Annotated in this window: 29 protein-coding genes, 5 tRNA genes and 1 pseudogene; 4 read left to right on the top strand and 31 right to left on the bottom strand. The window is 43.3% G+C overall.

Annotated elements, in window-relative coordinates; translation table 11 throughout:
- Positions 1-26: 26 nt before the first annotated feature.
- The 15 genes from MKZ09_RS06405 to MKZ09_RS06335 form a co-directional block, all read right to left on the bottom strand.
- Complete coding sequence (locus MKZ09_RS06405) at positions 27-1,601, bottom strand: DUF6382 domain-containing protein (protein WP_076137584.1); 1,575 nt, start codon at positions 1,599-1,601, stop codon at positions 27-29.
- 18 nt (positions 1,602-1,619) lie between these two features.
- Complete coding sequence (locus MKZ09_RS06400; protein ID WP_076137586.1) at positions 1,620-2,129, bottom strand: A24 family peptidase; 510 nt, start codon at positions 2,127-2,129, stop codon at positions 1,620-1,622.
- A gap of 25 nt (positions 2,130-2,154) precedes the next feature.
- A complete protein-coding gene (locus tag MKZ09_RS06395; protein WP_076206521.1) occupies positions 2,155-3,135 on the bottom strand; it encodes a TadE/TadG family type IV pilus assembly protein in 981 nt (326 codons plus the stop codon).
- 18 nt (positions 3,136-3,153) lie between these two features.
- Positions 3,154-5,382 carry a hypothetical protein gene (locus MKZ09_RS06390; RefSeq protein WP_076206519.1) on the bottom strand — a complete coding sequence of 743 codons (2,229 nt, stop codon included), beginning with the start codon at positions 5,380-5,382 and terminating at the stop codon, positions 3,154-3,156.
- A 27-nt stretch (positions 5,383-5,409) separates the two neighbouring features.
- On the bottom strand, positions 5,410-6,081 hold the full coding sequence (locus tag MKZ09_RS06385; RefSeq protein WP_256719246.1) for a TadE family protein: 672 nt from the start codon (positions 6,079-6,081) through the stop codon (positions 5,410-5,412).
- Positions 6,078-6,266, bottom strand: a complete 189-nt coding sequence (locus tag MKZ09_RS06380) for a Flp1 family type IVb pilin (protein WP_076206517.1) — start codon at positions 6,264-6,266, stop codon at positions 6,078-6,080. Before MKZ09_RS06380 ends, MKZ09_RS06385 begins: the two co-directional genes overlap by 4 nt.
- A gap of 13 nt (positions 6,267-6,279) precedes the next feature.
- The gene (locus tag MKZ09_RS06375) at positions 6,280-7,155 is read right to left on the bottom strand and encodes a type II secretion system F family protein (protein WP_076206512.1); all 876 of its coding nucleotides are present in this window, start codon (positions 7,153-7,155) and stop codon (positions 6,280-6,282) included.
- 10 nt (positions 7,156-7,165) lie between these two features.
- Positions 7,166-7,969, bottom strand: coding sequence for a type II secretion system F family protein (locus MKZ09_RS06370; protein WP_076206510.1), 804 nt, complete (start codon positions 7,967-7,969; stop codon positions 7,166-7,168).
- Between the two features lie 30 nt (positions 7,970-7,999).
- The gene (locus tag MKZ09_RS06365; RefSeq protein WP_076206507.1) at positions 8,000-9,232 is read right to left on the bottom strand and encodes a CpaF family protein; all 1,233 of its coding nucleotides are present in this window, start codon (positions 9,230-9,232) and stop codon (positions 8,000-8,002) included.
- Positions 9,225-10,388, bottom strand: coding sequence for a hypothetical protein (locus tag MKZ09_RS06360; protein ID WP_076206505.1), 1,164 nt, complete (start codon positions 10,386-10,388; stop codon positions 9,225-9,227). The genes MKZ09_RS06365 and MKZ09_RS06360 overlap by 8 nt, the downstream gene beginning before the upstream one ends.
- Before the next feature lie 185 nt (positions 10,389-10,573).
- Entirely contained in the window at positions 10,574-11,008 is a 435-nt protein-coding gene (locus tag MKZ09_RS06355) for a DUF6526 family protein (RefSeq protein WP_076206503.1), read from the bottom strand.
- A 35-nt stretch (positions 11,009-11,043) separates the two neighbouring features.
- Positions 11,044-11,949 (bottom strand): copper amine oxidase N-terminal domain-containing protein, encoded by a 906-nt coding sequence (locus MKZ09_RS06350; protein WP_076206501.1) that lies wholly within the window; start codon positions 11,947-11,949, stop codon positions 11,044-11,046.
- 79 nt (positions 11,950-12,028) lie between these two features.
- On the bottom strand, positions 12,029-12,448 hold the full coding sequence (locus tag MKZ09_RS06345) for a thiol-disulfide oxidoreductase DCC family protein (RefSeq protein WP_076206499.1): 420 nt from the start codon (positions 12,446-12,448) through the stop codon (positions 12,029-12,031).
- A gap of 94 nt (positions 12,449-12,542) precedes the next feature.
- Positions 12,543-12,821 (bottom strand): hypothetical protein, encoded by a 279-nt coding sequence (locus MKZ09_RS06340; RefSeq protein WP_036681678.1) that lies wholly within the window; start codon positions 12,819-12,821, stop codon positions 12,543-12,545.
- A gap of 190 nt (positions 12,822-13,011) precedes the next feature.
- A complete protein-coding gene (locus MKZ09_RS06335; protein ID WP_036681676.1) occupies positions 13,012-13,434 on the bottom strand; it encodes an organic hydroperoxide resistance protein in 423 nt (140 codons plus the stop codon).
- A 180-nt stretch (positions 13,435-13,614) separates the two neighbouring features.
- On the opposite strand from MKZ09_RS06335, the gene MKZ09_RS06330 reads away from it, so the two are divergent.
- Together MKZ09_RS06330 and MKZ09_RS06325 are read left to right on the top strand one after the other, a co-directional pair.
- Positions 13,615-14,094, top strand: a complete 480-nt coding sequence (locus MKZ09_RS06330; protein WP_038569095.1) for a glutathione peroxidase — start codon at positions 13,615-13,617, stop codon at positions 14,092-14,094.
- A gap of 169 nt (positions 14,095-14,263) precedes the next feature.
- Complete coding sequence (locus MKZ09_RS06325) at positions 14,264-14,773, top strand: GyrI-like domain-containing protein (RefSeq protein ID WP_076206497.1); 510 nt, start codon at positions 14,264-14,266, stop codon at positions 14,771-14,773.
- A gap of 67 nt (positions 14,774-14,840) precedes the next feature.
- On the opposite strand, the gene MKZ09_RS06320 is transcribed toward MKZ09_RS06325, so the two are convergent.
- Both MKZ09_RS06320 and MKZ09_RS06315 read right to left on the bottom strand, forming a co-directional pair.
- A tRNA-Leu gene (locus tag MKZ09_RS06320) sits at positions 14,841-14,923 on the bottom strand.
- 88 nt (positions 14,924-15,011) lie between these two features.
- A complete protein-coding gene (locus tag MKZ09_RS06315) occupies positions 15,012-15,377 on the bottom strand; it encodes a helix-turn-helix domain-containing protein (protein WP_076206495.1) in 366 nt (121 codons plus the stop codon).
- A gap of 226 nt (positions 15,378-15,603) precedes the next feature.
- On the opposite strand from MKZ09_RS06315, the gene MKZ09_RS06310 reads away from it, so the two are divergent.
- The gene (locus tag MKZ09_RS06310; protein ID WP_076206493.1) at positions 15,604-16,227 is read left to right on the top strand and encodes a hypothetical protein; all 624 of its coding nucleotides are present in this window, start codon (positions 15,604-15,606) and stop codon (positions 16,225-16,227) included.
- Between the two features lie 87 nt (positions 16,228-16,314).
- Here MKZ09_RS06310 and MKZ09_RS06305 read toward each other — a convergent pair.
- The 14 genes and pseudogenes from MKZ09_RS06305 to MKZ09_RS06240 all read right to left on the bottom strand — a co-directional run bounded on the left by MKZ09_RS06305 (position 16,315) and on the right by MKZ09_RS06240 (position 25,045).
- A tRNA-Leu gene (locus tag MKZ09_RS06305) sits at positions 16,315-16,397 on the bottom strand.
- A gap of 6 nt (positions 16,398-16,403) precedes the next feature.
- Positions 16,404-16,475, bottom strand: a tRNA-Glu gene (locus tag MKZ09_RS06300).
- A gap of 138 nt (positions 16,476-16,613) precedes the next feature.
- Positions 16,614-17,804: an ABC transporter substrate-binding protein gene (locus tag MKZ09_RS06295; protein ID WP_076206491.1), complete on the bottom strand. Its 1,191-nt coding sequence runs from the start codon at positions 17,802-17,804 to the stop codon at positions 16,614-16,616.
- A gap of 71 nt (positions 17,805-17,875) precedes the next feature.
- Positions 17,876-18,577, bottom strand: coding sequence for an ABC transporter ATP-binding protein (locus tag MKZ09_RS06290; RefSeq protein ID WP_076106949.1), 702 nt, complete (start codon positions 18,575-18,577; stop codon positions 17,876-17,878).
- Between the two features lie 6 nt (positions 18,578-18,583).
- Positions 18,584-19,366: an ABC transporter ATP-binding protein gene (locus MKZ09_RS06285; RefSeq protein WP_036681664.1), complete on the bottom strand. Its 783-nt coding sequence runs from the start codon at positions 19,364-19,366 to the stop codon at positions 18,584-18,586.
- Positions 19,335-20,303 (bottom strand): branched-chain amino acid ABC transporter permease, encoded by a 969-nt coding sequence (locus MKZ09_RS06280; protein WP_076137616.1) that lies wholly within the window; start codon positions 20,301-20,303, stop codon positions 19,335-19,337. The genes MKZ09_RS06285 and MKZ09_RS06280 overlap by 32 nt, the downstream gene beginning before the upstream one ends.
- An 11-nt stretch (positions 20,304-20,314) precedes the next feature.
- Positions 20,315-21,142 carry a branched-chain amino acid ABC transporter permease gene (locus MKZ09_RS06275; protein ID WP_370510626.1) on the bottom strand — a complete coding sequence of 276 codons (828 nt, stop codon included), beginning with the start codon at positions 21,140-21,142 and terminating at the stop codon, positions 20,315-20,317.
- 547 nt (positions 21,143-21,689) lie between these two features.
- Entirely contained in the window at positions 21,690-22,178 is a 489-nt protein-coding gene (locus tag MKZ09_RS06270; RefSeq protein WP_232061169.1) for a DinB family protein, read from the bottom strand.
- A 35-nt stretch (positions 22,179-22,213) separates the two neighbouring features.
- Positions 22,214-22,405, bottom strand: a pseudogene (locus tag MKZ09_RS06265) (macro domain-containing protein); the annotation flags it as partial.
- A gap of 243 nt (positions 22,406-22,648) precedes the next feature.
- Positions 22,649-23,254, bottom strand: a complete 606-nt coding sequence (locus MKZ09_RS06260) for a class I SAM-dependent methyltransferase (RefSeq protein ID WP_076206489.1) — start codon at positions 23,252-23,254, stop codon at positions 22,649-22,651.
- A 102-nt stretch (positions 23,255-23,356) separates the two neighbouring features.
- On the bottom strand, positions 23,357-23,803 hold the full coding sequence (locus tag MKZ09_RS06255; protein ID WP_076206487.1) for an oxidoreductase: 447 nt from the start codon (positions 23,801-23,803) through the stop codon (positions 23,357-23,359).
- Between the two features lie 174 nt (positions 23,804-23,977).
- Positions 23,978-24,066: transfer RNA gene (locus tag MKZ09_RS06250), tRNA-Ser, on the bottom strand.
- Positions 24,067-24,073: 7 nt separating this feature from the next.
- Positions 24,074-24,149, bottom strand: a tRNA-Asn gene (locus MKZ09_RS06245).
- 143 nt (positions 24,150-24,292) lie between these two features.
- Positions 24,293-25,045 carry an MBL fold metallo-hydrolase gene (locus MKZ09_RS06240; protein WP_076207771.1) on the bottom strand — a complete coding sequence of 251 codons (753 nt, stop codon included), beginning with the start codon at positions 25,043-25,045 and terminating at the stop codon, positions 24,293-24,295.
- Between the two features lie 129 nt (positions 25,046-25,174).
- Here MKZ09_RS06240 and MKZ09_RS06235 point away from each other — a divergent pair, with 129 nt between their 5' ends.
- Complete coding sequence (locus MKZ09_RS06235) at positions 25,175-25,603, top strand: Lrp/AsnC family transcriptional regulator (RefSeq protein WP_076207769.1); 429 nt, start codon at positions 25,175-25,177, stop codon at positions 25,601-25,603.
- Positions 25,604-25,985 lie beyond the last annotated feature (382 nt).

The following is a 25,985-nucleotide window of genomic DNA, read 5'->3' as shown; positions in this document are numbered from 1 at the left end:
GCCACATTCATCGTTAGAACTCACCTTCATACTGTATGGAATGTGTAGCTTCCTTTTATAATTTTAAATGTGGTCCCCTCTGTTAGTGGATACTCTTTATACGGGACCATGGCTTCACCTTGAAAAAGCGTTCCATTTCTGGAGTCAAGATCCTTCAGAATATATCCGCTGGTGCTTCTAGATATCTCAGCGTGTACTCTAGAGGCTCCTTCTGATCTTTCCACATATTGAGCCACCTCTGCCGATCGGCCGATAATGAAGCTAGTTCGATTTAACTCGATCATTTCCACCTCTTCACCCTCCTCACCGCTTCTTTGGAGATAAGGAAGACTCGGATCCAGCTTTTCGATTTGTCGTCCTTGCTCAGGCGTTTTCTCCCGTGATAATAAAGTTGTTGGTGCTATGGCTTCTGGTGCTTTAACAGAACAATGTTCCTCTGCTAGTGATTCATGACGGGTTGCCGGAACGTTAGCTGCTGAATCTGAGGATTGCGGAGTTACCTTTGGAATTGTTGCTGGAGGACGCATAGAAGCCACAGGGTTCCTGCCAAAATTCCACTCCAATTCTTTTCGACTCGGATTACAGTTAGTATCTTCAGAATCCTCACTCAGACTATCCTCATCTTCTTTACCAACCTTCAGCCTTCCGCTCCAAACCATCCAGCTTAAAACAGCCAATACAATCGTCACAACTCCACAGACGGCAAGCCATAACGGCTTTGGGCTATCCAAATATAGAAACTTCCACAGGAGTGCATCGCCTAATAGACACCCTAACGCTATATAGGTTCTTGAGCTTGAGGCTTGTGGATTCATTACCTGCTCATCCTCCAAGCCTAGAGACACGCTCTCCTCCTCTTTTATCTTAAGATTAGGATAGCTGCTGATCCAAGGAGTAGCAGTCGCTTGTAACTCCAATTCCTTAGCTTCGCGGTGCTCATATGTTTTTCTTAATGGCAGAGCTGCCTCTTTCACTAGATATTCCTTTACACATTCATGAACCGGTCTTTCTGGTGTAACGGGCTCTCTTTCTGTCAGTAATTCTGATAAAAGAATCTTTAAGCCAGCTGGAGTAAATCCCTCTTCACTGCAATATTGCAGCAACCTTTGCACACCACTGCCAGTAAGCTCTGTGATAGATGCCATTAACACCATGATTAGCGACTTGAGTGACTCACCAAGCTTTGAACTAGACTTATTCTCCTGAATGGGTATGTAGGTCAGGTATACTTTACCGCTCTGTAACGACCCTTCAATAAAAATGTAATCTGCATGCAAAGCATACTGTTCCGCCCGCAGCATATATAACCTGCCATCTTCCATGCCTTGGGCAATTTGCAGCAATAACCCGAAAAACGAGTTCATACTTAGCTTCTCTCCTTTGAGTAGATGACTAAGCATTTTTTTGCGTAAAACAGCGTATTCCATAGTAACCTTCATATCTATTTCTCTAAGTAGCAGCCTCAAATGATGAGGAATGTCGGTGTTCATCAGCATGCGCGCCTGAATCAAATTAAGCTTCTCCGCAGCTATTCCTTCGGGTTCACCAAGGATCATATATATACCATCCTGTTGTATAAAATCACGGGTTAATCCGAACAACAAACATCACCTCCCGAACTAAAAGTATAGATAAGCGCATATGGAACCAGGGATTACTGCCAGCATGAAGGGAAATTTCAACAGTTCACTATCGTTATTTTTTAATAGAAACGGGCTTTTCCATAAAATAAATCCGGAAATTCTACTGATGATCTTACGCGAACGACTGACCGCCTCCCGTCTCTTTAAAACAATTAGCCAGCCTATTAAAGCTCCAAATAGTACGGAGTACATCACGACTTGCAGTGTAAAAAACATCCCTGTCCACGCGCCGATTCCAGCAAAAAGCTTAACATCCCCCGCGCCAACCGCCCCTATTAAATGCATGATCAGAAGGACTGCAAATCCTACAGCAGCTCCCCCGAAAGCCCTCAGCAGTCCATGCCAGCTATTTATCACTCCTTGTGCAAGCAGACCGGTGAGCAAGCCTGACAAGGTGATCCAGTTTGGTATTCTCATCGACTTTAAATCTGTAATAAGTGCCGCTGCTAAAAACGGTAGACATCCCCAAAATGCCCACTCTGCCATTCATTACACTCCTTTTTTCACCCTTTCATTTCACTACTGTAAACATAACCTCAACAGATCTACCGTCATCCAGTTGTATAACAAACGGCCACGAGCCCGGTGTGGTATTTACACCAATTTTCCATTCCCACTCGATATATCCATCTGTATCCGCTTGTTTCCAGCCTAAATATTTGGCAGTACTGCCCCCGCTCTTATAAAAGACTGACAAGCTGGCAGAAGCATTCGGCGGTATTCTGGCACGAACCTTGCCTTGCTTATTCGCTACAGCCGGGTTCGGCTTTTCTAAGATTTCAATGAATTCTTCTGGTTGGCCAGTACCGTTCCCCTCCTTGGCTGTGCCTTCTCCCGTATCCCCGATCCAGAGACGTTCAACAGCACTTGCTTCTAATACAATACTTTGGTTTAGAAAGGGGACCTTCATCGGCAGCTTATAACTAACCACTAGCCCAAGATAGGGACGAGTACCCTCTTTTAGCTCCGGCACCATAACATTGGATACATGAATTCGCTCATAATCCAGTAAATCTGATGTCAGGTATGGTTTCAATAAAGGTAAGATCGCAAGATCAAGTACACTTTCACTAGTCTCTGCCTGAAGCTTCTGCAACGGTCCCTCACCACTTTCTAAAGCTGACATAACCCACTCATTTAACGGCTTGGGTAAAGACTCAGCATAACTATTGCCCCAATCAGTAAGTGACAAGCGAGGAATATTCCATTTCAGGCCAGCAGAATGATCACTGTCACCCCCTCCTGAATCATCACTTACTTCGCTTGATGTTCCCCATTTCTGCACCGCCAAAGCCGCAGGATACATATGAGTTGAAAGAGACTTTACAGTGTCTGATGCTGTACTTTGCAAAGCTGTCGAATACAAGGTCATCTGTATGATAGAAATCAGGAACAGGACGAATAACAGGAAGAACGGAAGAACCATCGCCGCTTCTACTACCATGCTACCTTCTTCCTTGTCCTTCCCTCTGATTCCATGCCCATCCCCCATCTCCTTACCAACCTCCCGCTAATAAGAATAATCAGCTTTTACTGCCCTCAGATACTTATTCCCTTGTACATCTCCCGGAAAACTAGAAGTATAATTCAACATTTTAACTACACCTGGCAGAAACCATAACTGCATTTGGAGCTTAATTTCCGATGATACATAGGTGTTTCTTTCCTCTGGATTTATTCCTGTGTTCAGTTGAATCAGAGCCAGCATCCGCGATAGCTGCACTTCCCCGCCTCCATGCATTATCATGAACAGTCGCAGATGATCACGGTAAGTCAGCTGTGCCGGCACATATTTGGATAAAGGAATCGCATCCTTCTCACAAAGCTGCAACATATCCTGAATGGCATGCTGGATTCCATACAACAGTGCCGCCGCTAGAACAGCCAGTGGATTTCCCAAGGTTGCCTTCTCTATAAATCCTTCCATCGTACGAATGGACAACCTCATCGCGAATATTTCGGCATAGGCAGCAGCCACATTCCCTGCGGGATTATGAAATCCGTATAAAATGTATTCCAGCTCCTGAGCGCGAGGATCAAGCTGATCTGTGAGCTCACTAGTGTCTTCCAGAGAATTCAGTGCCAGACTAGCTAACTTTGAAACATCAAAATGCTGAAAATAAAGAGCGGAATACTCCGTTTGAAAAAGCCTGTCTCTAGCGCCCCCCATAATGCCACTCATTGCTGCATAAATCCCGTCAATATCCTTCATCGCCGAGCTTCCAGCAGCATAGGGATTTGAGGATATTCCAGATTTATCAGAGGATTGAGACTCCAACCCGTTGTTAAATGAAACATTGTCCTCATAAAATTGATGAAGGATTTGATAACGTTCCATAGAAGCTGCCGCTCCGCTACCTAGCATCCTAATTTTGTCCAGCAGTGCTCTAACCTCGCCCAGCTTGGATTTGGCTTCCCACTCTACTTGCTTACGTGCTTTATCTGAGCTGCGATGCTGTTCAAGAAATGCCAAATCACTAGCGATAACACTTCCCTTCTTACCGTATTTTTTATAATAGTTGCCCACTACATGCGAAGCCCCTAGAACAGAGGAAATCATTTGGTAGGAATCGCCGTTGACTCCCAAAGCTTCATGCAACACTCCTGATAATCCTGTTACCGTCGGTTCAATAGACTCGTACGCACTTTGCTGCTTAAATAAACTATTCTCCATACTACTAATGTCAGCCGAAGAGAGGATTAAGGCATCCTCCTGTTCATGCAGCTTTTTAAGTGGCTCAGCGCTTATTTCCCCGGAATTTCCCGGAATATCCCAGTCCTTAGCAGGATCGTCTGCCAGATTTACGCCACTTATTCGGGAAGTTGCCAAAACATCTCTCATCTCGTCATTCAATTGCTGCGCCTTGTTTAATGCATCCTTCGCTTCCTCCATTGAATGTCCATGTTCTTCACGAAAGGTTGTTAATAAGGCTGGGAGCCGCGACAACATCTCTGAAGTTCGGCTCTGATAAAGCGCCAACTGATAAGTGTACTTTGCAGGCTTTTTACTATCGCGATACAGATCGTCGTAATATTTCCCAAGATAGTCGCTATACTGTGCAGGTATATCTGCGGCTGCTTGCATGTTTCCGAGAGAATGGGCCAAGATAGAATCTCCGGGCGGATTCATAATCCATAGCAGCACTCTTCTTCCACTCTCCGCTGCCTGACTTCTCCGCTCTATCATTAGATCCAAATTCTCTTCACGTTCATCATATAAAGGTTGCAGCTTACTAAGTAATTCGGTAGCTCTTGAGGCCTCTGCCATTACGCACGACAACGGCTTAAATTTAGCTGCCAGCTCCAAGGCGAAATCTACCGGAGCCTTATACTTCATTTCTTCCAGTATTTGATGCCGAAAAACATCATAACTTCCCAGCGGCCGGCTCCATTCCAAAGAGGAGGACTCCAGTGCAAAGGGTAAGAGATTGAACGTATCCCCCCGCCCACTTTTATGCAAATTTTCATTGAGCACTTTGGACAGCAGCATATCACCATCACTATCACCGAATGCAAATAAACCGTATCTCTCACGCAATTCAACATGATATGAAGACATAACAGAGCGGACACTGGCTCTCGCTAATCGTTCCTCCTGAACGTTGAACGCAGCGATTCGCGCATAATCAATCAGCACAGCAGTAAATAGAAAGACGAAAGCCAGCACCATGATTAGGAAAATTGTAACTGAGCCTTCTGTTTTGTCCTTAGCAGGACAACCCGTAATTATACTTTTCATTAAAACCCCCTCCCTTGAGCAGAGATTTTACTTATCCTGAAGCTTGGTCAGCATAGCAGAAGCATCCTTCTTATCCATGTAAACTGCAGATTCACTGCCCTCAGAGCCACCTTTAAATTTAGCTCCAAAATAACGCATCAAATCGACCGTGCGAATAAACTCAACAGGCTCGACAATGATAGACAGGGCTTTAACAGTTGGGTTAGCCTCATCCGCTAGAACACTATCAAGCACAGGTAAGCTCAGCAGACGATTTAACTCAGCATTTACTCTCCGTCCTGTAAGGTTGTGAGTATAACGCATAGTTCCTGGCATATTGTCGGGAATCATAGTTGACGAATGGCCCAGTTTAAGCACTGGCAAATCACTCTTCTCTGATACTTCACCGGGCAACTCTATTGTCACGCCAGCACTGCCAGCTTCTCCACCGAATAATGAGGTTAGCAAGGCATCATCCCCAATTCTCCAATAAAGGGAGTCATACTCACCAGCCATGTAAGAACCAGAGACCTCTTTGTGACTGTTGTCCCAGTTGTACGCCGCCCGTTCAGTAGCTCCTGAAGCCACCTGCAACAGGATGGACTTCTGATAGCTATACAAGCAAAAAAACAAAAGAAGCATTGTAATAAACATGACGATCGGCAACAGAAGTGAAGCTTCAATGGTAAAGCTGCCTTGATCCCCCTTAAGCTTGTTCAATCGAATACTTCCTGGCTCTTTTCACCCGCCGTTTTAATTAAGGCTTCTACTACCTCTTGAATTTTGTCCTTAAACAAAAGAACAACCGCAATCAACACAGCAATAATCAAAATCATCTCCAAAGTTCCTAAACCTTCCTCGTCTATCCAAAAGTTACTCATACTGTCCAACATTGTTGATACCATCAGCTTCAGCCTCCTACATTTTTAACATCAAAAATGCTGGCGTTCCCACCAGTACAATTACTATTAAAAAGATAACTACCATCGGAAAAACTAATTTAGAGGATGCTTGCTCTCCGCGCGTCCGGCTAAGTGCCTTTCGTTTATCCCACAGCATCCGTGACAGATCACGTAGCGATAGCACAAAATCCGCTCCACCTCTGCGATAATTCAGCAAAACTGTCGTTGTGAATACCGATACCTCCTGTACAGCGCATCTCTTGCTGAAATTTTCAAAGGCCTGCTGGAAAGAATATCCGCCCTCCCATTCACTAGTCATAGTCATTAGCTCCTTATACAGAGGATGATTCGTATCCCCCCGGTGGCTTTCCACACAGCGAATAATAGCTCGTTGCACGGTCTCTCCTGCGCCAACCAACAACACAATACTGTTCAGCAGCTCTGGCAATTCGAGCATAATATTCTGCTCCCTAACTCTCACTTTTTTGTGCAGATCACTGACCATAGCGGTTGGTAGAGCAATTGCCAAAAATACACCCAATGTCATACCTGCCTGTTCGCCACTAAATGCTGTAATCAAGCTTCCACCTACAAGCAACAACCAGCTGTAACTTAGCATCTCACCCATGAACAGCAGGGTCCGTTCTGCGCTATAACGCATCCCATAACTCCGCTGTAGAGAACGCTGAATTCTGAACAACAGTGAGGGAAACCGACTGGCGATACCACTCTTCTCAATAAGCAGTAATAAAGGTTCGCCTAACTTCCGAAGCCGTAATCCTTCCATAGGAAGACTGCGTAACGCGACATATCTGTTGCCACATTGAATTCGCAGTAGAACCCAGACTATGAGCAAAATAACAGTAACCACCGCACATAGCCAGCGCATGATTTCACCCCCTTCACAGTGGAATGTCCATTATTTTAGTAGTCCAGAGATAACATAGAAATAAAGCAACAAGCGCTAATGTCGATATGGCTATACCCGCTCCTGTATACATTGGCTTCATATAATCTCCAGCCGTCAAACTCATAAACATCACCATGATCAGCGGAGATATCAGCAGTGCCTTAGCCTCAAATTTCTTCTGAGCAATACTTACAGCAATATCCTGCTGAATATCCAGCTTCTCACCGATAATCGTTGATGTACGGCGCACCACTTCTACAAGATCACCACCAGTACGTTTACAGACCGAGAACACATCCGCGAATCGCTCGATGTCCTCCATTCCCGCTCTTTCACTAAAGTTCCGCAGCGCTTCTTCCACAGGCTGTCCATATTCCATGCGTGCACAGATAATGTTTAACTCGGAAATCATATCACTGCTTCCCTCCGGATCGAGCATACGTAAATCCTGAACCGCCTCTCGGAATGCATTCTCCACCGAACGCCCAGCTGAAAGGGAGGAAGACAGCGAAAATAACGTCTGCTTAAATTGTAAATTCAGTGCATTTCGACGTCTTTTCAGTAGATAGTTACGCAGCATATGCGGGGCATAAGCTCCCCCCGGCATAAGCAGCAACGACAGCAGCCAATGATGATAAAAAAGATATCCAATTCCATACATCAGCAGTCCACCTGCAGTAAGGGTCAGAATCCTCTGCAGCAAGGTCAATTCGTATACCTTATAATCTGGCAATAACGAAGGACCGTCAGGATCCGCTTCTACAGGCTTTGCAGCAACAAATTTAAACTTAAGCATGATCTCCCCCCCTTCTGGAATTTTGAATCTCTATTGAGCCAATGGATAGGAGGTTACACCAGCCATCCTAAGCTTCGTTGTATGCAACAATGGGTTACCACAGGGAAGCAGCCCCCCTTGCACCCTTCCCTCTCGTTCACCAGCTTCTTGAAATTCATATAAGGGATTCAAGATCACTTCCCCGTCTTTCAACCCCGCAACCTCACTGATCTCCATCACCCGCCTGGAACGATCACGGAGACGGGATAAATGTACAAAAATATCAATTGCCGATGAGATTTGCTGGCGAACAACAGCTACCGGAAGCTCCGCAGCACTCAGCACCATCGTCTCCAGTCGACTGACCATATCGTGTGCGCTGTTACTATGGCCCGAAGACAAGCTTCCATCGTGTCCGGTGTTCATAGCCTGCAGCATATCAAGACATTCCGGTCCCCGTACCTCCCCCACAACAATCCGGTTTGGGCGCATTCGCAGGGAAGAACGAATCAAATCTCGGATGGAAATCTCCCCTCTACCTTCCGTGTTAGCATTCCTGGTCTCCAGTGAAACAAGGTTCGGCACGGTTACAATCTGCAGTTCAGCCGAATCCTCTATCGTAATGACCCTCTCCTGTGGGGGGATATACTGAGATAACGCATTTAGAAAAGTAGTCTTCCCAGAGCCGGTCCCGCCACTAATAAAAATATTGTATTTAGCAGCCACTAAAATTTGCAGCAGCTCTGCGGCTTCCAAGCTTAAGGCTTCACGACGAACTAAATCCTGCATCGTCATCGGTGTTTCAGGAAATTTACGAATAGTCATCGCTGGGCCTTTCAGAGCTACTGGCGGAAGCACGATATTTACACGCGATCCGTCTTTTAGCCGAGCGTCAACGATAGGAGAAGAGTCATTTACAACCCGGTTCACACCGGATACAACCGTCTGGATAATATCCTCCAACCTGCTGCTGGACTCAAATTCCAAATGGAGACGACGAATCTGGCCCTCCTCTTCTACAAAAATCTCAGTATGGCTGTTAATCATAATCTCAGTGATCGCCGGATTATCCACTAATGGCTGGAGCACATCCAATCCTCGAAAAGAATCGAACAATCTCTTCACGAGCTCATGTTTCTCCTGTGCTGTTAAATATCGCAGATTTTCGTTGTCCAAAATTGTCCTTTCAATATATTGGGTGAGTTCACGATTCCCAACTGCAGAAGTAACATCTAATCCTGCCCGGATATCACTACGAAGTGCCTTAAACATTTCCTCATTCATGTAAACCCTTACCAGTGAATACTTGCGGAAGCGACGGTTCTATAATTTGCTTGCACAGCTGTAAGATCTCCTTTTGAAATTGTGGTGAGTTCAGAAAAAGTTCCTCACGGTGCTGCAGCGTCCAAGATGGGATATAAGGAAGTACACCTTCAACGGTAATTCCTTCCGGAGGTGCCCACACCTCCAAACCATCTGCGGCAAAATTCACGGCAAATCTACTTTTGTCCATCACTTGGGTGGGCATACCAGAATTAGGAGCATTGCAATGGGATAGCCATCTCATGGTCTTATGAATGCTTACCTCGTCATTTCTAACTACCCACAATAGAATTCCGCATTTATGTAACACAGCTTTGGCACGTTCTTCTTCAATACTGCCGGTATCTATTATAACTACGTCAAAATTTCTTTCCGCAACCAACAGCGCCAACAAATCTAGCGTATCCTGCGTAGTCATCTGCAGCATTTCTTTTACATTAATAATTGGCCTAAAAGCAGCACTTCGAAGGTGATCATACCTAATCACGTATTGTCCCAAATCAATCGTATCGGCTCCGCCCTTATCCCGGCTGGCTTTGATTTCATAAAGGAGCCGCTCTAGTCCAGGCGTATTTCCTGCAGGGGGCCGTAAAAATAATCCACTGCTGTCCACACTTTCAAGATTCAAATAAAAGACCGAAAGCCCCAATTCACCTAGCTGCTTAGCCATATTCATAGCTACTGTAGTTTTGCCCGTATTCCCGCTTGAGGAGACGATACCGAGCAGCAGCGTTTCATCTAATACAGAGGAACCTCTAGCTCGTTTCACTTCACATAGTTGAATAAATGCTCCCAGCAGAGAAGGCAGTGCCTGATATTTCGCAATCATGATGCCTCCAGCCAAGCTTTTAGAACTCCTGCTAAGATAAGCTCCCTCCTCACTTAAAACTGCCCAAGGCACCTTATTTCTTCCCTCCACAAGCCAAGCCTCGATAAAAGTAACGTCACCTACAACAGCATCGGGCATATCCTCTCCCCTCATAAATTCGATAAAAGCATCCAGCCGACTAAAAGCCGTGATTCGCAGCATTTCTCCATACTCACTATGATGAAGATAGTGTAGCAATGGTTCGATATATTGACTTTCACGCACTGCGAGTACAATCCTTGCCGCCATAAAACCTCTCTCCTTTCGCAAGAAATTTATAAATATTGTCAAAAAAAAGACAGCAAAAAAGCACCGACAATAACCGTGGATACGGTACATTGAACGGTGCTTCCGTTACTATCCCTTTAATTTACAGCTATAGTAGCATATATATAAGAAGGCAGCAATAAGTTTTTTCGCACATCAAGTGGTTTTTAGACTCTCATCGTATCTTCACGCCAATTCTTGATGGCAGACCGGATATCGGCAGGACTAAGCTTTTCCTTCACCGTCCGCTGACATAGTTCCGGAAACTCTTCATCTCCTGCATACCGAAGCGCAATAATCTGAGCTAATTCAAGCTCTGGATTTAATGCTTCGCCTGTCAATCGGAAATACCGGAACTGCTCCTCCACCCTCACTACTCGATCCTGATTTTTTGTGGCATAAATTCGAATTCGAGTAATCGCAAATAACAGGCATAGAGATAAACCAAATAATAGCAAGGGTACTGTTAAAGCACCATCATCACGTAACACCTGAACGACATAAATTCCCGACCATACAAATATAATCAGCGCTAGCGGCATAGTTACAAAATGATAAGGCCAATCAAAACGCATAAAACCTTTAGGCTTCCCCTTGTTCATAATTCATCTCCATATTTATATGACTTGTATATTGCTTAAAGCTTAGTCTCTCCGGGAATAGCTACGACAAAAGGTTCATTATTCCCCCAGTACAGAGACTGACCTGAAACTTTAGTAGTTCCATCCGCATTAACCATTCCATAAATAATCTGACTTCCCCAAACACTCGTATAAAAGGAGGCATAGGATGGAGCTAGAACAGGTGCTTTACCATATTCCTTGGCAACTGGGTAACCGAATATCGCGGTAAAATCTTTACTTTTAGCCTCTTTGGATATATCCAGATCAGCTTCCCAAACTACTTTTACAATATTATCTTTAATCTCATAATACTTTACGAAATGGCCATACAATATAAAATAACCATCAGATCTACCTTCAGGAAAATAATACGTCATGGACAATGCTTCATTATCACCCGTCAATTTAGATGCTTCTCTTTCTTCAAACGGGAATTGCAGAGCAGCTATGCGGGAAACAACTAAGTCATTACTATTATAATTCTGCACAAGTTTAGCATTGGCCCGTTCCTGAACCCAAACCGTATTCGTAGCAGCATCTACTGTTACTCTCGCTCCAAGAGCCTCCGCAATAAACCGCAGGGGTACCGCTACTCTTCCCTCCACTATTTTGGCGGATACATCCAGTTGTACAGCTTCCGAGTTCTTCCAAGCCGTCCGTGAGCCAGCCGCAAGCTTAATCTTCATAGAATCTCTAGCAATCGTAGCTTGCTTGGTATTAGCATCCCATTGAATAGAAGTATTCTTGAATCTTTCAAAAGCTTTCAGCGGAATCAGCATCTTCCCCGAGACGATTTGCACACCAACATCCACACTTGAATTGTTCACCATAACGCGAAGCTTGGGGGCAGCTGAGGCCGTACCGATCATACTTAAAGATAACAACATGACTATAAAAAGCAGAAGCCCTTTCCGTTTCACTATTCGTTCACCCCTAGTGATAATATGAAAAAACTGTACCCATTTATAGTTTCATTATAACATTTTCCCAGATTATGGTTTACAAAAATCTCCGTTTGATCTCTGGGGTAGGGAGCATACACTGCTCATCACGTCCGAACCAACGATAGCGATTCTTAGCTACATACCGATAAAGGGCATTGCGCAATGGACGTGGTACTAAGATGAACACGTACACGGCAGGCCAAGGAAATCTCAATTTACGGGCAATTCTTAGCACAGCGGCCGACTCTGTATAATACACTCCGTTCTCCAGTAAAATCACCGTGTTTAATTGTCCAGGCTGAAGTCCGGACGCTTTCATTAGCTTTGCCGCAATCTCATTCTGTAGAGGTGCGAATAGAAATTTAGCCTCGGGGTCACGCGGGATAATGAAACGAACTACCCCCTGGCAAAGATGACACACTCCGTCTATCAACACGATGGACTTATCTTTCATAAGGTTCAGTTCCTCGTTCATGGCTCCCCCTCCGTCATAAAGGCGTAAATTTCTGCTTTTTTGGGTAAACAAAAACGCGGGATATCCTCCCGCGCCATCAAGTGCCGTTCTTTAATTATTCTGCGATTGCTTTTTCAATCCATTGATCCCCGATCATTTGCCCTTCGAAATCAGCAGTGAATGCCTCCATGCATTTGCAGATGAAATCTTTGCGGCAAATTGGACATGGAGTTTTAAGCAGGCGGCTGATGTTCGTCATTTTCCATTCCGGAAACCGATGATAAAACGCGCGGCACTCCGTTCCATCAGCAAGCTTGATAATGAACTCGTACAATCCTTCCTTATCGTTGCTGCTGGCTTTGGTCACATTCGTAATATTCGGTCTGTAAGACATCTTCATCACCCATTATTTAAATTTTTGGTTGTAAATTGCACACGCAGGCACATTCTCAGATACTTAGACATATTAAAGAATTTTAAGGGTGATGTCAACCAAAGACGCCTAACACGGCAGCTATTTATTACTCTTTTATGATTTACGTCTCTATTTAGCCATTATTTCCATAAAATATATACAGATACATTTAATCAACAATCTTTAATTCAACCTCGATATTACCTCTGGTTGCTTTGGAGTAAGGACAGAATTCGTGAGCCTTCTTCGCCAGTTCCTCTGCTTTGTCGTGTTCAATCCCTGGCAGCTTCACATCCATTCTCACAGCAAGTCTAAAGCCTCCATCGCTGTCATCCTTCCCAATGGACACATTACAAGTTACCTCCACGTCATGGAGTTTCACGCCTTCTTTACGGGCGATATTCGCTAGTGCACTCTCGTAACACGCTCCATAACCAGCCGAGAATAGTTGCTCTGGATTGGTACCGGAACCTCCCGGTCCTCCAAGCTCTTTAGGCATGCTTAGATTATGCTTTAACACGCCATCCGAGGATTCAATGGAGCCTTCACGACCGCCATGGACTGTTGTAGTTGCTGTGTATAATGCTTTCATGAGTCATCTTCTCCTTCATCAAGCTGTATTGGTCATGCTCATACTTTATACTTTAAACAACAGGTATGATTTGAAACGATGATGAGGAATGATTCATAATACTTTCTTATTTGGCTCCAGACCATAAATAGTGTACAATTAAATTGTTAAAAACTTAAATTAGCTATGGAGGTGTCATCCATGAGTATTTATGATTTTGAGGTCAACACTCTTAAGGGTGAAGAGGAATCATTGTCAAAGTACAAGGGTAAAGTACTCCTGGTTGTGAATACTGCCAGCAAATGTGGATTTACTCCCCAGTATAAAGGTCTTCAGGAAGTGTACGAGAAATTCAAGGACCGCGGGTTCGAAGTTTTAGGATTTCCAAGCAATCAATTTGCTGGACAAGAGCCTGGCGAAAGTGATGAAATTGCGGAATACTGCGAGATTAATTATGGGGTAACCTTCCCTATGTTCGAGAAGATTGACGTAAAAGGCGATGAAGCACATCCATTATTCAAATACTTATCCAAGGAAGCCCCTGGTGTCTTAGGCTCAAAAAGTGTGAAATGGAACTTTACGAAGTTTCTGGTTGACCAAGATGGCCGTGTTCTAAAACGGTTTGCTCCTAAAACCACTCCACAGCAGATCGAATCCGATATCTCCAAGCTTTTAAAATAATTCATTAGAAAAAGGATACTCACCACATCACACAGCCCCCTGTTGTTATGCGGTAAAGTATCCTTTTTAACTAGAAAGAACGTCATAATATCGCTATATATCAGCACCCTTTAATCTCTTGGAATATTTTATAATATGGTTGAAATATTTTTGCTGGGAGGGACAATCGGTGACTGTTCAACTGCTTGATATACCCGAACTAAATGTTATTGGCTGGGCAAATGTAAACTCATCCGGGGAGCCATATGCGAATCTTTGGGAATATGTTTTTGGCGAGCTGGATATTGATGCAAAATTTGATGCTATACCCACAAAAGTTCAAAGCAGCGGTTGTTATCTCGGTCTATTTCAGAACCGTACATCAGTGCCTAAACTGTGGGAGCATACCGCATGGGATATTGATTTTTTCCTTTGTGTTGAAGTCGGGCAGTTAGATTGTATCCCTGAAGGCCTTGTTCATAAAAAACTTCCTGCGTCTACCTATGCTATATTTACTGCAAACGGATTCCCTCAGTTGGCTTTTCAACACACCTGGAATTATATATATAATGAATGGCTGCCGGATTCCGGTTATAAGTTCAACCCTGATGGAGTCTTTTACATCCAATACACGGAAAAGTCCGGTCCGGATGATGAAGGATTCGAAGCCAATCTATGCGTGCCGCTTGTAAAGAAGTAGGTTATGTGATTGAGGATTGAACAAAAAAAGAAGCCTTGCATCGCAAGGCCTCTTTCTTCATTCTGTATGCGGTAGAGAGGACTCGAACCTCCACGGGTATACACCCACTACCCCCTCAAGATAGCGTGTCTGCCATTCCACCACTACCGCGCGGTGTGTTAAACATAGAACATAAATTTGTTTGAGGTCAACATTCATTATTATAAATGTACTTTTCTCAAAAGTAAAGATGCAGATTTTAAGATTCTTCGTCGACCATTTTCTGTTTACGATATTCAGCAAAAGCTATATATTCCTTGATAAAATTCTTTTCTGCTGGAAGTAATTCATCTACTCGGCTTTCCGATAGCTGAACACCACTCAAATCATAGTCTACGCCGCTCTCTCTTACAGTATCCGGTATATCTTTGCCGAGAATGAGCCAGTCCAGACTAACATGAAAAAAATCACCGATCTCAATCAGCTTATGCGTCCCTGGAGTAGTCTTCCCCCGCTTCCAATCTCCCATATTACCTGTGCTTATGTTTAACTGCTCACAGAATGATTTTTTGGTCAAACCTTTCTGCTTAATCAGGTATTCTATACGTTCGTATATGGTCTGCATCGGTGAATCGCCCTCCATCTAAAAATAAATTACTTATTTACGTAATTTCCTATTGCAAAATAACGTAAAAAAGTATATAATTAGTATTGTTATGTATTATCCGATTATATCATATGGCTGGAGTGACGATAAGAGGCGACTCAGGTGACAAGTATCTGTAGAATACCGTCTGGCCCCCTTTGTTAACTTATCATCCTGAATGATCTCTAGGAGGGAGCGGTGACTTTTGTCAAAATGCTTATCATCTTCCATTATCCATTCACTTGAAGCTTTACCGCACAATGCGGTGGTAATCAACAGTCATGGGATTATCCAGTTCACCAACAGTAGGTGGAAGGCCTTTAGTCATGAATATGGTCTTTCTACTAATAAGAAATGGATGGGTGCGTATTACTCAGAGCTCATGCTAGATGTGATTGTCGATCCCGATCAATGGGCCAAGCTTTATGAATCAGTGAAATATATACTCCGCAGAGAGCATCAGGTTTATACTTCCGAATTCTCCATACAAACCGCTAATAAAGGGAAACGAATCTTCCGTTTGGAGATCTATCCATTTCTCTCAGATCCGCACCCAGAAGCCACTTTTATAATTTCACTATATGATGTGGGCCCCTACAAAGAAGAACCTCTTCATCCGGAGATCATAAACCTCCGTTCAACCTTACCATCATCTTTTGAGCTAATCCCAATCTGTGCTTCCTGTAAATGTATTCGTAATCCCAAGGATGAATGGATCACCATTGAACATTTCTTAAAGCATCAGCTTTCTTTGCAATTCACCCATGATATCTGCCCAGACTGCATAAGACAGCTCTATCCCCAGTATGCTGGGGCTTTTAAGAGATGACCTGAGGCCACTGAATTTCACTTCTAATCTTATAAAAAAAAGTAAGAAATCCTCTGCGAACAAAGGGTTTCTTACTTTTTATTTGTATGCGGTAGAGAGGACTCGAACCTCCACGGGTATACACCCACTACCCCCTCAAGATAGCGTGTCTGCCATTCCACCACTACCGCATAATATGACCCGTATGGGATTCGAACCCATGTTACCTCCGTGAAAGGGAGGTGTCTTAACCCCTTGACCAACGGGCCATGCTTTACAAGTTATTTTCTTGTCACAACAAAAATGAGTATATCAAACCATAAGAATTTTGACAAGCCTTTTTTTAAAAAAAGTTTAAACTAAAAGAAACGCGCACCAATAAAGGTACGCGCCTCTAATCATAACGCTTATGGATTTACTTTTGCCTCAAAGGTTTGTACTCCATCTACAAACTTTAGCACCACAGCTGCTTTTACCGGGTCATGCGTTTCATTCATTGTGATTTTACCCGTGGCCAGTTGTAAATCCTTTGTCCCCGCCAGTGCATTCTTCAGCTTCTCAGGTTCTGTGGAATCCGCACGCTTAATCGCGTCTGCCACTAGTTTCACAGCATCATATCCAAGCGCAGCCATCCCATCTGGAACAAGATCACCGTTAGCAGCCTTGAAGGCATCTACGAACGATTTTACTTCTGGCGAGCTATCTTCAGGTGAATAGTGATTGGACATAAACGTATTGTTTAGGGCATCCGCTCCGGCAATCTCAGCCAGCTGAGGTGAATCCCAGCCATCCCCGCCCATAAACGGAACGGTGATCCCCATTTCGCGAGCTTGCTTTACGATTTTGCCGACCTCCTCATAATAGCCTGGAAGGTAAATAACATCGGGATTAGCTTCTTTAATACGTGTTAATACAGCTTTAAAATCAGAATCTTTTTGTTGATAGGATTCTTCACTTAAGATAGAGCCACCGTTCTTAGTAAACGTTGCTTTAAAGAAGGTCTGCAGTCCTTTGGAATAATCGCTTGAAGCATCCGTATAAATAACTGCCGTCTTCGCTTTAAGTGTATCCTTAGCAAAGTTAGCCATTACTTCGCCTTGGAAAGGATCAATAAATGAGGCCCGGAATACCCATTCGTTCAAATCTCCAGTACGTTCATCAACTGTTACTTTGGGATTGGTGGCTGAGGAGCTAACCAGTGGGATGCCTTTTTCTTGAGCAACGGGAACAATCCCGAGTGTATTCGTAGATGTAGTTGCACCGATAATAGCTACAACTTTATGGGTAGTAATCAGCTTTTGCGCTGCGCGTGTCGCCTCTTCCGACTTGGAGGCATTATCCGCTTCAATCAGTTCAAGTTTTTTGCCTAGTATTCCACCTGCGTCATTAATTTCTTTTACCGCCAGCTTTGCCCCTTTGAGTGCAGAATCACCGAAGGAAGCCTGGCCGCCTGTAAGCTCAAGGTCTGCTCCAATCTTGATGGTCCCTCCACTAGCATTCCCACCTTCTGCGGTAGTGTTGTCTGTCTTGTTCCCACAGCCTGCCAGCAATCCACCAGCCAGTAACGCAGTCAGCAATATGGCCCCGATTTTCTTCATCCTCTTCCAGCCTCCCAAAATAAATAATTTATAGGTTCTTTCTGTGATGCTGTTGTGAACTAGCCGATGAATTAATGTCCCAGATAAGCCATTCTGATCTCTTCCGAATCTGCCAATTCCTTGGCATCTCCCTCAAGCACCACTCTGCCCGTCTCAAGAACGTAAGCCCGATGAGCAATTTTAAGCGCTTGATGGGCATTTTGTTCTACAAGAAGCACTGTTGTTCCAGAGGCATTTACTTCCTGGATGATCCGAAAAATATCCTGAACGAGTAATGGGGCAAGCCCCATCGAGGGTTCATCTAATAATAAAAGCTTGGGATGCCCCATCATCGCACGCCCCATAGCAAGCATCTGCTGCTCCCCGCCGGATAATGTGCCGGCAAGCTGTTTTTTTCTTTCTAAAAGACGCGGAAAGGTGGAGTAAACCTTGGCAAAATCAGCAGCTAAGCTGCCCGAATCTTGTAAAAAAGCTCCTAGCTCCAGATTTTCTTCCACAGACATATTAGCAAATACACGCCTGCCTTCCGGACAATGAATAAGCCCCTGTTTTACGATGGACTGAACACTCTGATTCGTAATAGATTTATCCATGAAATCTATACTGCCTGTTTTGGGTTTCAGCAGTCCCGAAAGCGTCTTAAGCAACGTGGACTTGCCTGCTCCATTTGCGCCGATTAGAGTCACAATCTCGCCTTCTTTTACATTCATACTTAAATCCTTCAAGGCATGAATCGCCCCATAATATACATTGATCCCCTGTACGCTAAGCATGGTCCACTACGCCTCCTGTCCCAAATAGGCTTCTATGACTTTGGGATGATTCCGTATTTCAACGGGCGTACCTTCAGCAATCAACATTCCGCGATCCAGCACATAAATCCGGTCACACACCCCCATAACAAGGGACATATCGTGCTCGATAAGCAGGATCGTCAGCTCAAACTCTTCACGGATCCAGGCAATAAGATTCATTAGATCCCGAGTTTCATTCGGGTTCATCCCTGCGGCTGGTTCATCCAATAGCAAAAGCTTAGGTCCTGCTGCAAGCGCGCGTGCAATTTCCAAACGCCTTTGATTTCCGTAGCTAAGATTCCCGGCACATTCATCACATTGATCGGCAAGATTAAATATTTTGAGAATATCCATAGCCTTTTGCGTAATTCCGTTTTCTTCTGCAAAATGCTTAGGCAGGCGGAGCATGGAAGTGAACATCGAATGTCTGGCATGCTGATGAAATGCGATCTTAACGTTATCCAGCACCGTCATAGAGGTAAACAGACGAATATTCTGAAATGTCCTCGCTGCCCCTTTTCGGTTAATCCGATAAGGCTTCATCCCGCCTACTGCCTGATTGCCGAGGATAATATCGCCACTGGAAGGCGGGTATACACCTGTCAGCAAATTAAAAAGGGTTGTTTTTCCCGCGCCATTAGGTCCGATGAGCCCAATCAACTCACCTTTATTAATATGGAGGGATACCTCGTTAAGCGCCTTAAGCCCGCCAAATGCACGACTCGCTTGTTGAACATCAAGAAGCACTTCCACTGTTGATGCTGTCACTTGGTTTGACCTCCTTTTTAGACCATTTCAAGAAAGAAAAACCCGTGCTGCCAAGCAGCCCCTTAGGCCGAAAAATCATCATCAGAATTAGAATCGCCGAGTAAATAATCATCCGCAGCTCCGGATATTCCTGAAGCACCGTGAAGAGCACCGTCAGTACAATCGCACCCACGATGGCCCCGCTTGTACTTCCTAGTCCACCTAACACAACCATGACTAGAATTTCGAATGATTTTAGAAAATTAAAGCTTCCAGGATTGATGACGTAGAACTTATGAGCAGAGAGACCACCCGCTATTCCCGCAAATAATGCTCCAAGTGAAAAAGCAATGACTTTGTACAAAGTTGTATTAATCCCCATCGCTTCAGCAGCAATTTCATTCTCACGAATCGCTATACAAGCCCGGCCGTGAGTGGAACGTATAAAGTTATTGATCACAACAATCGTGACCAATGTGAACAGAAACATAATCGTCCAAGTCGTTTGATTGGGGATGCCGCTTAGACCTGAAGCTCCGCCCACATATTCTGTATTGAGCAGGACAATCCGGATAATCTCACCAAATCCCAGCGTAGCAATCGCCAGATAGTCTCCATTCAGCCGCAAGGTCGGAATCCCGATTAGCACACCGAAAAATGCAGCAACCAGTCCAGAGATCACTAGCGCCAGCACGAATGGCATATCAAAGTTCAAAGTTAAAATGGAAGAAACATAAGCACCAATGGACATAAATCCAGCATGCCCGATTGAGAATTGCCCTGTTATCCCATTAATCAGATTCAAAGACACCGCCAGCATGACATTTATACAAATTAGAATTAGCGTAGACTCCATGACATCATCAAATATTCCCGTTGTTAGAAGAACTTGAATGATGATATAAAGCATGATAGAAAAGACAATGCCTATCCAAAATGACTTATTTATCTTCTTCATACGGCATCTCCCTACACTTTCTCGCGGACATTTTTACCAAATAGCCCGGATGGTTTAAAGATAAGGATTAGGATGAGTACAGCAAATGCCACACCATCACGCCACGAAGAATATCCCAGAGAAGAAACCTCTGTCTCGACTGTGCCCAGCAGAAGTCCCCCTACCAGAGCACCAGGAATACTGCCAATGCCACCTAAAACCGCAGCCACAAAAGCTTTAAGCCCCGGAAGTACCCCCATCATCGGATCCACTGAATTGTAAGTCATTCCGAAAATAACGCCTGCTGCTGCCGCAAGTGCAGATCCTATAGCGAAGGTGGCTGAAATGGTCCGATCTACATTAATCCCCATCAACCGTGCTGCTTCCATATCAAAAGACACGGCCCGCATCGCTTTACCAATCTTTGTTCGGTGCACAATATACTGAAGGATAATCATCAAAATAACCGTCGTCCCCAAGATCATGATTTGATTGGAGTCCACCTGAATCGAGGAACCAAACAAGTTGTATTGCTGCTTATTAAGAATCTCCGGAAATCCTTTAGCCTGAGGACCAAGCACAAACACACCGCTGTATTCCAGCAAAAAAGAAACGCCAATTGCAGTAATCAACACAGCGATTCGCGAAGCTTTTCGTAGAGGTTTGTATGCTAGCCGTTCGATTGACATCCCCAGCAACGCACTGATTGTCATAGAGATCACCAATGAGATAAGTAAGACCAGTATCGGAGAAAGCCCTGCTGAAGCCAAGTACCTGGCACTGAACAATCCAATAAACGACCCAACCATAAACACATCCCCATGGGCGAAATTGATCAATTTAATAATCCCGTAAACCATGGTGTACCCAAGTGCGATCAGAGCATAGATGCTCCCTACAGAAATCCCGTTAATTAACTGTTGAATGAAATACTCCATCGCCGTCCCCCAATCCCCATATTTATTTTTAAAAACACCTTTCTTTAGCTTACATTCATTTTCATTGTTTTATGTCACTTATATTAACACAGTACTATACATGCGTCAGTAAAATTTGTGCTTTTTACTATAATATTCAATATTTATGTTATATTACATAACATATCGAGTTAATTCTTTGGGATGTATAAAGATAGAAATTGGGTAAAGAGAAGAAAACAGGAGAATTACGGAGATTTTTAAAGTTTGATTTTCAGGGGGGAGTCTTTGATTTTACCTACAGATTGCATTTAAAGATAAATAATATAACATTTGTCTCTTTCGACGTGTGTTTTTCGAGTTTATTATGAGTTACCGGTCAAGTTGTTTCTCTATTTTTGCACAAAAAAAAGCTCTGTCCCACACAATAATGGAGTGAGAGAAAGCTAATTATGGTGGTCAGCTCCATTCTTTGTACTTCCGTCACGGGTCAATTACTCATCATTTTCTTTTTTAGTTCTTTAATCTGCATCATATGATGTAGGTCATGCGATATAAAATCCTTTAAATAGGACTCAAAGGAAAACCTTCCGTCCACATATTTGTCTGAGTATTTTCCCTCTTCAAGACTACCTATACAATCTAATATTAAGTTACGGTACTTCATAGTCAATTCTATTAATTCGTCTTTGGTTTTTGTCTTACCATATGTAACAGCATCATTATTGAATTGATCGAAATCAATAAGTTGAAGTGTTATTGCTTTATCGCATGCTATCGGTTCGATCGTCGATTCATAGAAGTATTTATCCCATAACAAAATATGACTAACAACATCATGAATGGTCCATTTTCCTTCAGCGATGGGTGTTTTCCAATCTAAATCAATAATTTCTAAAACAAATCCATTCCATTCCTTAAACTGATTTAGCAAATCTGATCTGTTATTCATTGGCACATCTCCTTTTTTGGTAATCATCAAAATTTCCTCCTGTTGTTATTACCGCTTCTCCAACCTCCCCTTTGACTACGAATTTTCATGCAATCCTCTAATATCGCTTTTCCACCAGCTCTATGGATAGCTCCATCTACTCCGCCTCCACCCATCAAGCTTGTGTTTGCTGCATTGACGATAGCATCAACATCTAATTTAGTTATATCTCCTTGAATCAACTGAATCATTGAGTTATTTATAATTACATCCATCTGAAATCCCCCCCGAAGTATATTAGTTGCGAACAAGTATCAAGTGCTGATTGACATTCAAGCGGCTTAAATCACCCTAGGAAACAGTCGTTAGCATTAGACTCGTGGGGTTGTCCACCTGGCTAACTCTTCTTCAAACCTTTTACCTTCTATCAAACCAACACCTCGTGGTCCACAGCGTGAACGTATTGTTCGCAGATATCTAGCTTTTTCGGAGCTACTAATATGTTCTTCAGCATCCAGCTATTTTTTATATATGTAATCGATAAATCCTTGTCGTATCCATTCGCCTTCAAACTTTCTTTCCAGCACTCGATCTTCTTTGTATATTAACTGCAAATCATCAAACATAGAATCTGCTTCATGATAATCATAATAAGAGTGTATTACGAATTCATCATCTTCCATCTGTTCAAACTGATTATCCCCCAAATCAACTCCATCGCCGACTCTAAAATCCTTTAGGGTTAAAAAATTTACAAATAATAATCCATTAGGTTTTAGAACGCGTTTCATTTCATTTATCGCTTTTTTCACATCTTGTTTTCTCATATGAAAAATAGAGTTATATGAATACACAAAACTCATCGACTCATCACTTAGCGCCAACTGTCTCATGTCGCCTTGTTGTATATTTAGATTCTGTCCCCTTTCAGTTGCGAACTGATTAGCTCTTTTAATTTGTTCGTCATTCATCTCAATTCCGTTTGTACTGTATCCATAGTTCGCAAACAAACTTAGTGGAGGTGAATCCCCTCCCGCTCCGCAGTCTAATATGTTTTTTTCCATACCACTTTCATTGCATAATGCCAAAAATCTGTACAAGGGGATTTGCTTAAACAGTTCCATGTTGATTCCACTCCTTTGATCATGTAGTAATTGGATTTACTCATAGATCTTTTCCATATAAATTATTTGAGCACATCTCTTCCGTGGGTTTTCAGGTTTACTTTATTGAATCCCCGCAGTTCCAAATGTCTCTTTAATAACTTTTTCGTATTCATCCCATTTAAAGCAAAAAGGGCCTATATCAATAGCCTTATTACCGGATTCTAATTTGAAATCTCTCCATATAATAAGATCCCCTTCTCTCTCAATAAACACTGATATAAAGCCACATTCTTCATCGCCACACCAGGGACAGACTAATATTGGGTACCTGTAGTACAAATATTCATGCATTTCGTTTAACAAAAAATAGTTAATCATTTTCCTTTGATGCTCTTCACTACCCCACCCGAGGGAAGGAACCCTATCATATTTTTTTAACATTTGGTAAAGAGATCTACCATCAATTATTACGTCGGCAAAAACAGTATTTTTATTTCCCTCTTGATCCGGATCAAAACTATCATATCGGCTTGACGGTTTTGTTTGTATTTGATTTATAGTTTTCATGCTCCTCCTTTAAACTCTTCACACTTATCAAATAAACATTCGATCCCTCCACACCATTCCCCTTCCATAATATTGAATTCACCGTTTCTCAGAATCGCATATAGCAACCGAAAAATAAATTCACACAACAAAAAAGAGCTCCCAGAATGGAAGCTCTTCTTATGTAATTCAGAACGGAGAGAGTGGGATTCGAACCCACGCACCGCTTACGCAGTCTAACCCCTTAGCAGAGGGTCCCCTTATAGCCACTTGGGTATCTCTCCATGAAAATGGCTCCCCGAACAGGACTCGAACCTGTGACAACTCGATTAACAGTCGAGTGCTCTACCAACTGAGCTATCAGGGAACATTACAAGTGAACATGAATTAATTTATCATGATTTCAAGGTCTAGTCAAGCGGGCAAAATAATTTTTGTGATCGTTTTCAAATTTATGCTATGATTCGGCCGCTTGCTAGATTTTTTAAAGAGATTTCCATCCCTCTCCGTCTATAGATTACACCATTCTCCATCCTGCGGAAGCTGTACCCGATCCCCCAACGATTCCTTCTCCAAATAAGCTTTTAGCTTATCTCGGGTAACCAAACAATGGTTAATGGCGTCCATGTGCACAGCAATCACTTTAGTAGAAGGTGCATATTCACATAAGTCTACGACATCCTGTTCATTCATTGTAATATGACATCCGCTTAAAAACTGCGCACCACCAGCATTCACAACGGTCACCTCAGGTTTAAAAACGTCCAATGCCATTTTCACCTTATCGCACCAAATCGTATCTCCAGCCACATATAGAACAGGCTCGCCTTCCGCCTGAAACATAAACCCGGATACCTTCCCCATAAGTTTACCAGTCACTCCAGTGCCATGCCGTCCATCCGTACGTGTTATAGTTATTCCTTTAAACGTCAGAGAATCGCTAATTTCCGTGGTATGCTCAAACCCCTGCTTCGCTAATTTATCTCCATCTCCTTCCTGACATAATAGTGGTAGATCATGCGGCAACAAAGAAATGGCAGCGGCATCCCAATGGTCCTGATGAAGATGTGTGACAAGAATTGCATTAGGACTCAGCCATTGTTCTACGGCTCCCGGCAAAGGAACGAGCGGATTGCGGCGGTCATTTTCAGTATTAAAAATAGGCGGATTAGCCCCCTGTTCACTCAACATAGGATCAATTAAAAATGTACTGCCACCATACTCTAGCCATAGGGTCGCGTTGCGGATATGCTGTATTTTCATCGGAAGCCCTTCTTTCTTTCAGATATCTTCTGCTACAATTAATTATAGTTGGACCTTGAAACAGAATACATTGTGATTGGTAAAAGATTGGCCCGTTCTACTTTCACGCAGAAAGGATTTTAGATAATAATGAGTTCTTATTTTATAGATGATGTAGATTTTCGCATCCTGCAGCTTCTAATTGAAGATTCCACGATCAGTCACAAAGATATTGGGCAGCAAGTGCATATGACCGGTCAGGCTGTGGGCGCACGTATTCGCAAAATGATGGACACCGGAGTGATTGAAGGCTACACGGTCCGCTGGAATCCGGATAAGGTTGGGGAGACTATTCATGCCTTTATTACTGTTTTTTTGGGTTCGAATACCGTCCACCCAGCCTTTCAGACATTCGCAAAGCAGCATGATAGTGTAAAAGAAATACATAGGGTCAGCGGAGAAGGCTGCTACTGGATACGTGTTCGTACCGGAAGCCAAGAGGAGTTGAATAGCTTTCTCGACGAACTGCTGAAGTTCGGAAATTACAGAGTCAATCTATCGATGGGAAAACTGAAGTAAGGCTGCATCGGAATCGGATATGAAGCTACTATCGGACCCAGTTGACCTTATACTCAGCATAATCGGATATTTGGCATACTATCGGACCCCATTGCCTCTATTGGCACGAAAAACACCAAATATGAGCCTCTTTCGAACGAATAGCGTCACTTGAGTCCGAAACCCTGCCCAAAAGGCTAATAACTTGCCAATAGCGTCATTGGGGTCCGTAAGCCTCAGCCGATGATAGCTCGGCGGTGTTGGTGTTGATGTCGGTGTTGATGTTGATGTCGGTGTTGGTGTTGATGCAAGTGAATGGGTTACGCAAAGTCAATGAGCTTTCGCTTGCCCATAAGCTTTTATAGCAGGCCAGCCATCGTCAAAAACGCAGAGCAGCGATTCT

This window comes from Paenibacillus sp. FSL R5-0908 (genome assembly GCF_038006245.1).
Lineage (GTDB): Bacteria > Bacillota > Bacilli > Paenibacillales > Paenibacillaceae > Paenibacillus_AQ > Paenibacillus_AQ odorifer.
The sequence above is the reverse complement of the archived record's forward strand: the minus strand, read 5'-3'. Positions and strand labels throughout refer to the sequence as shown.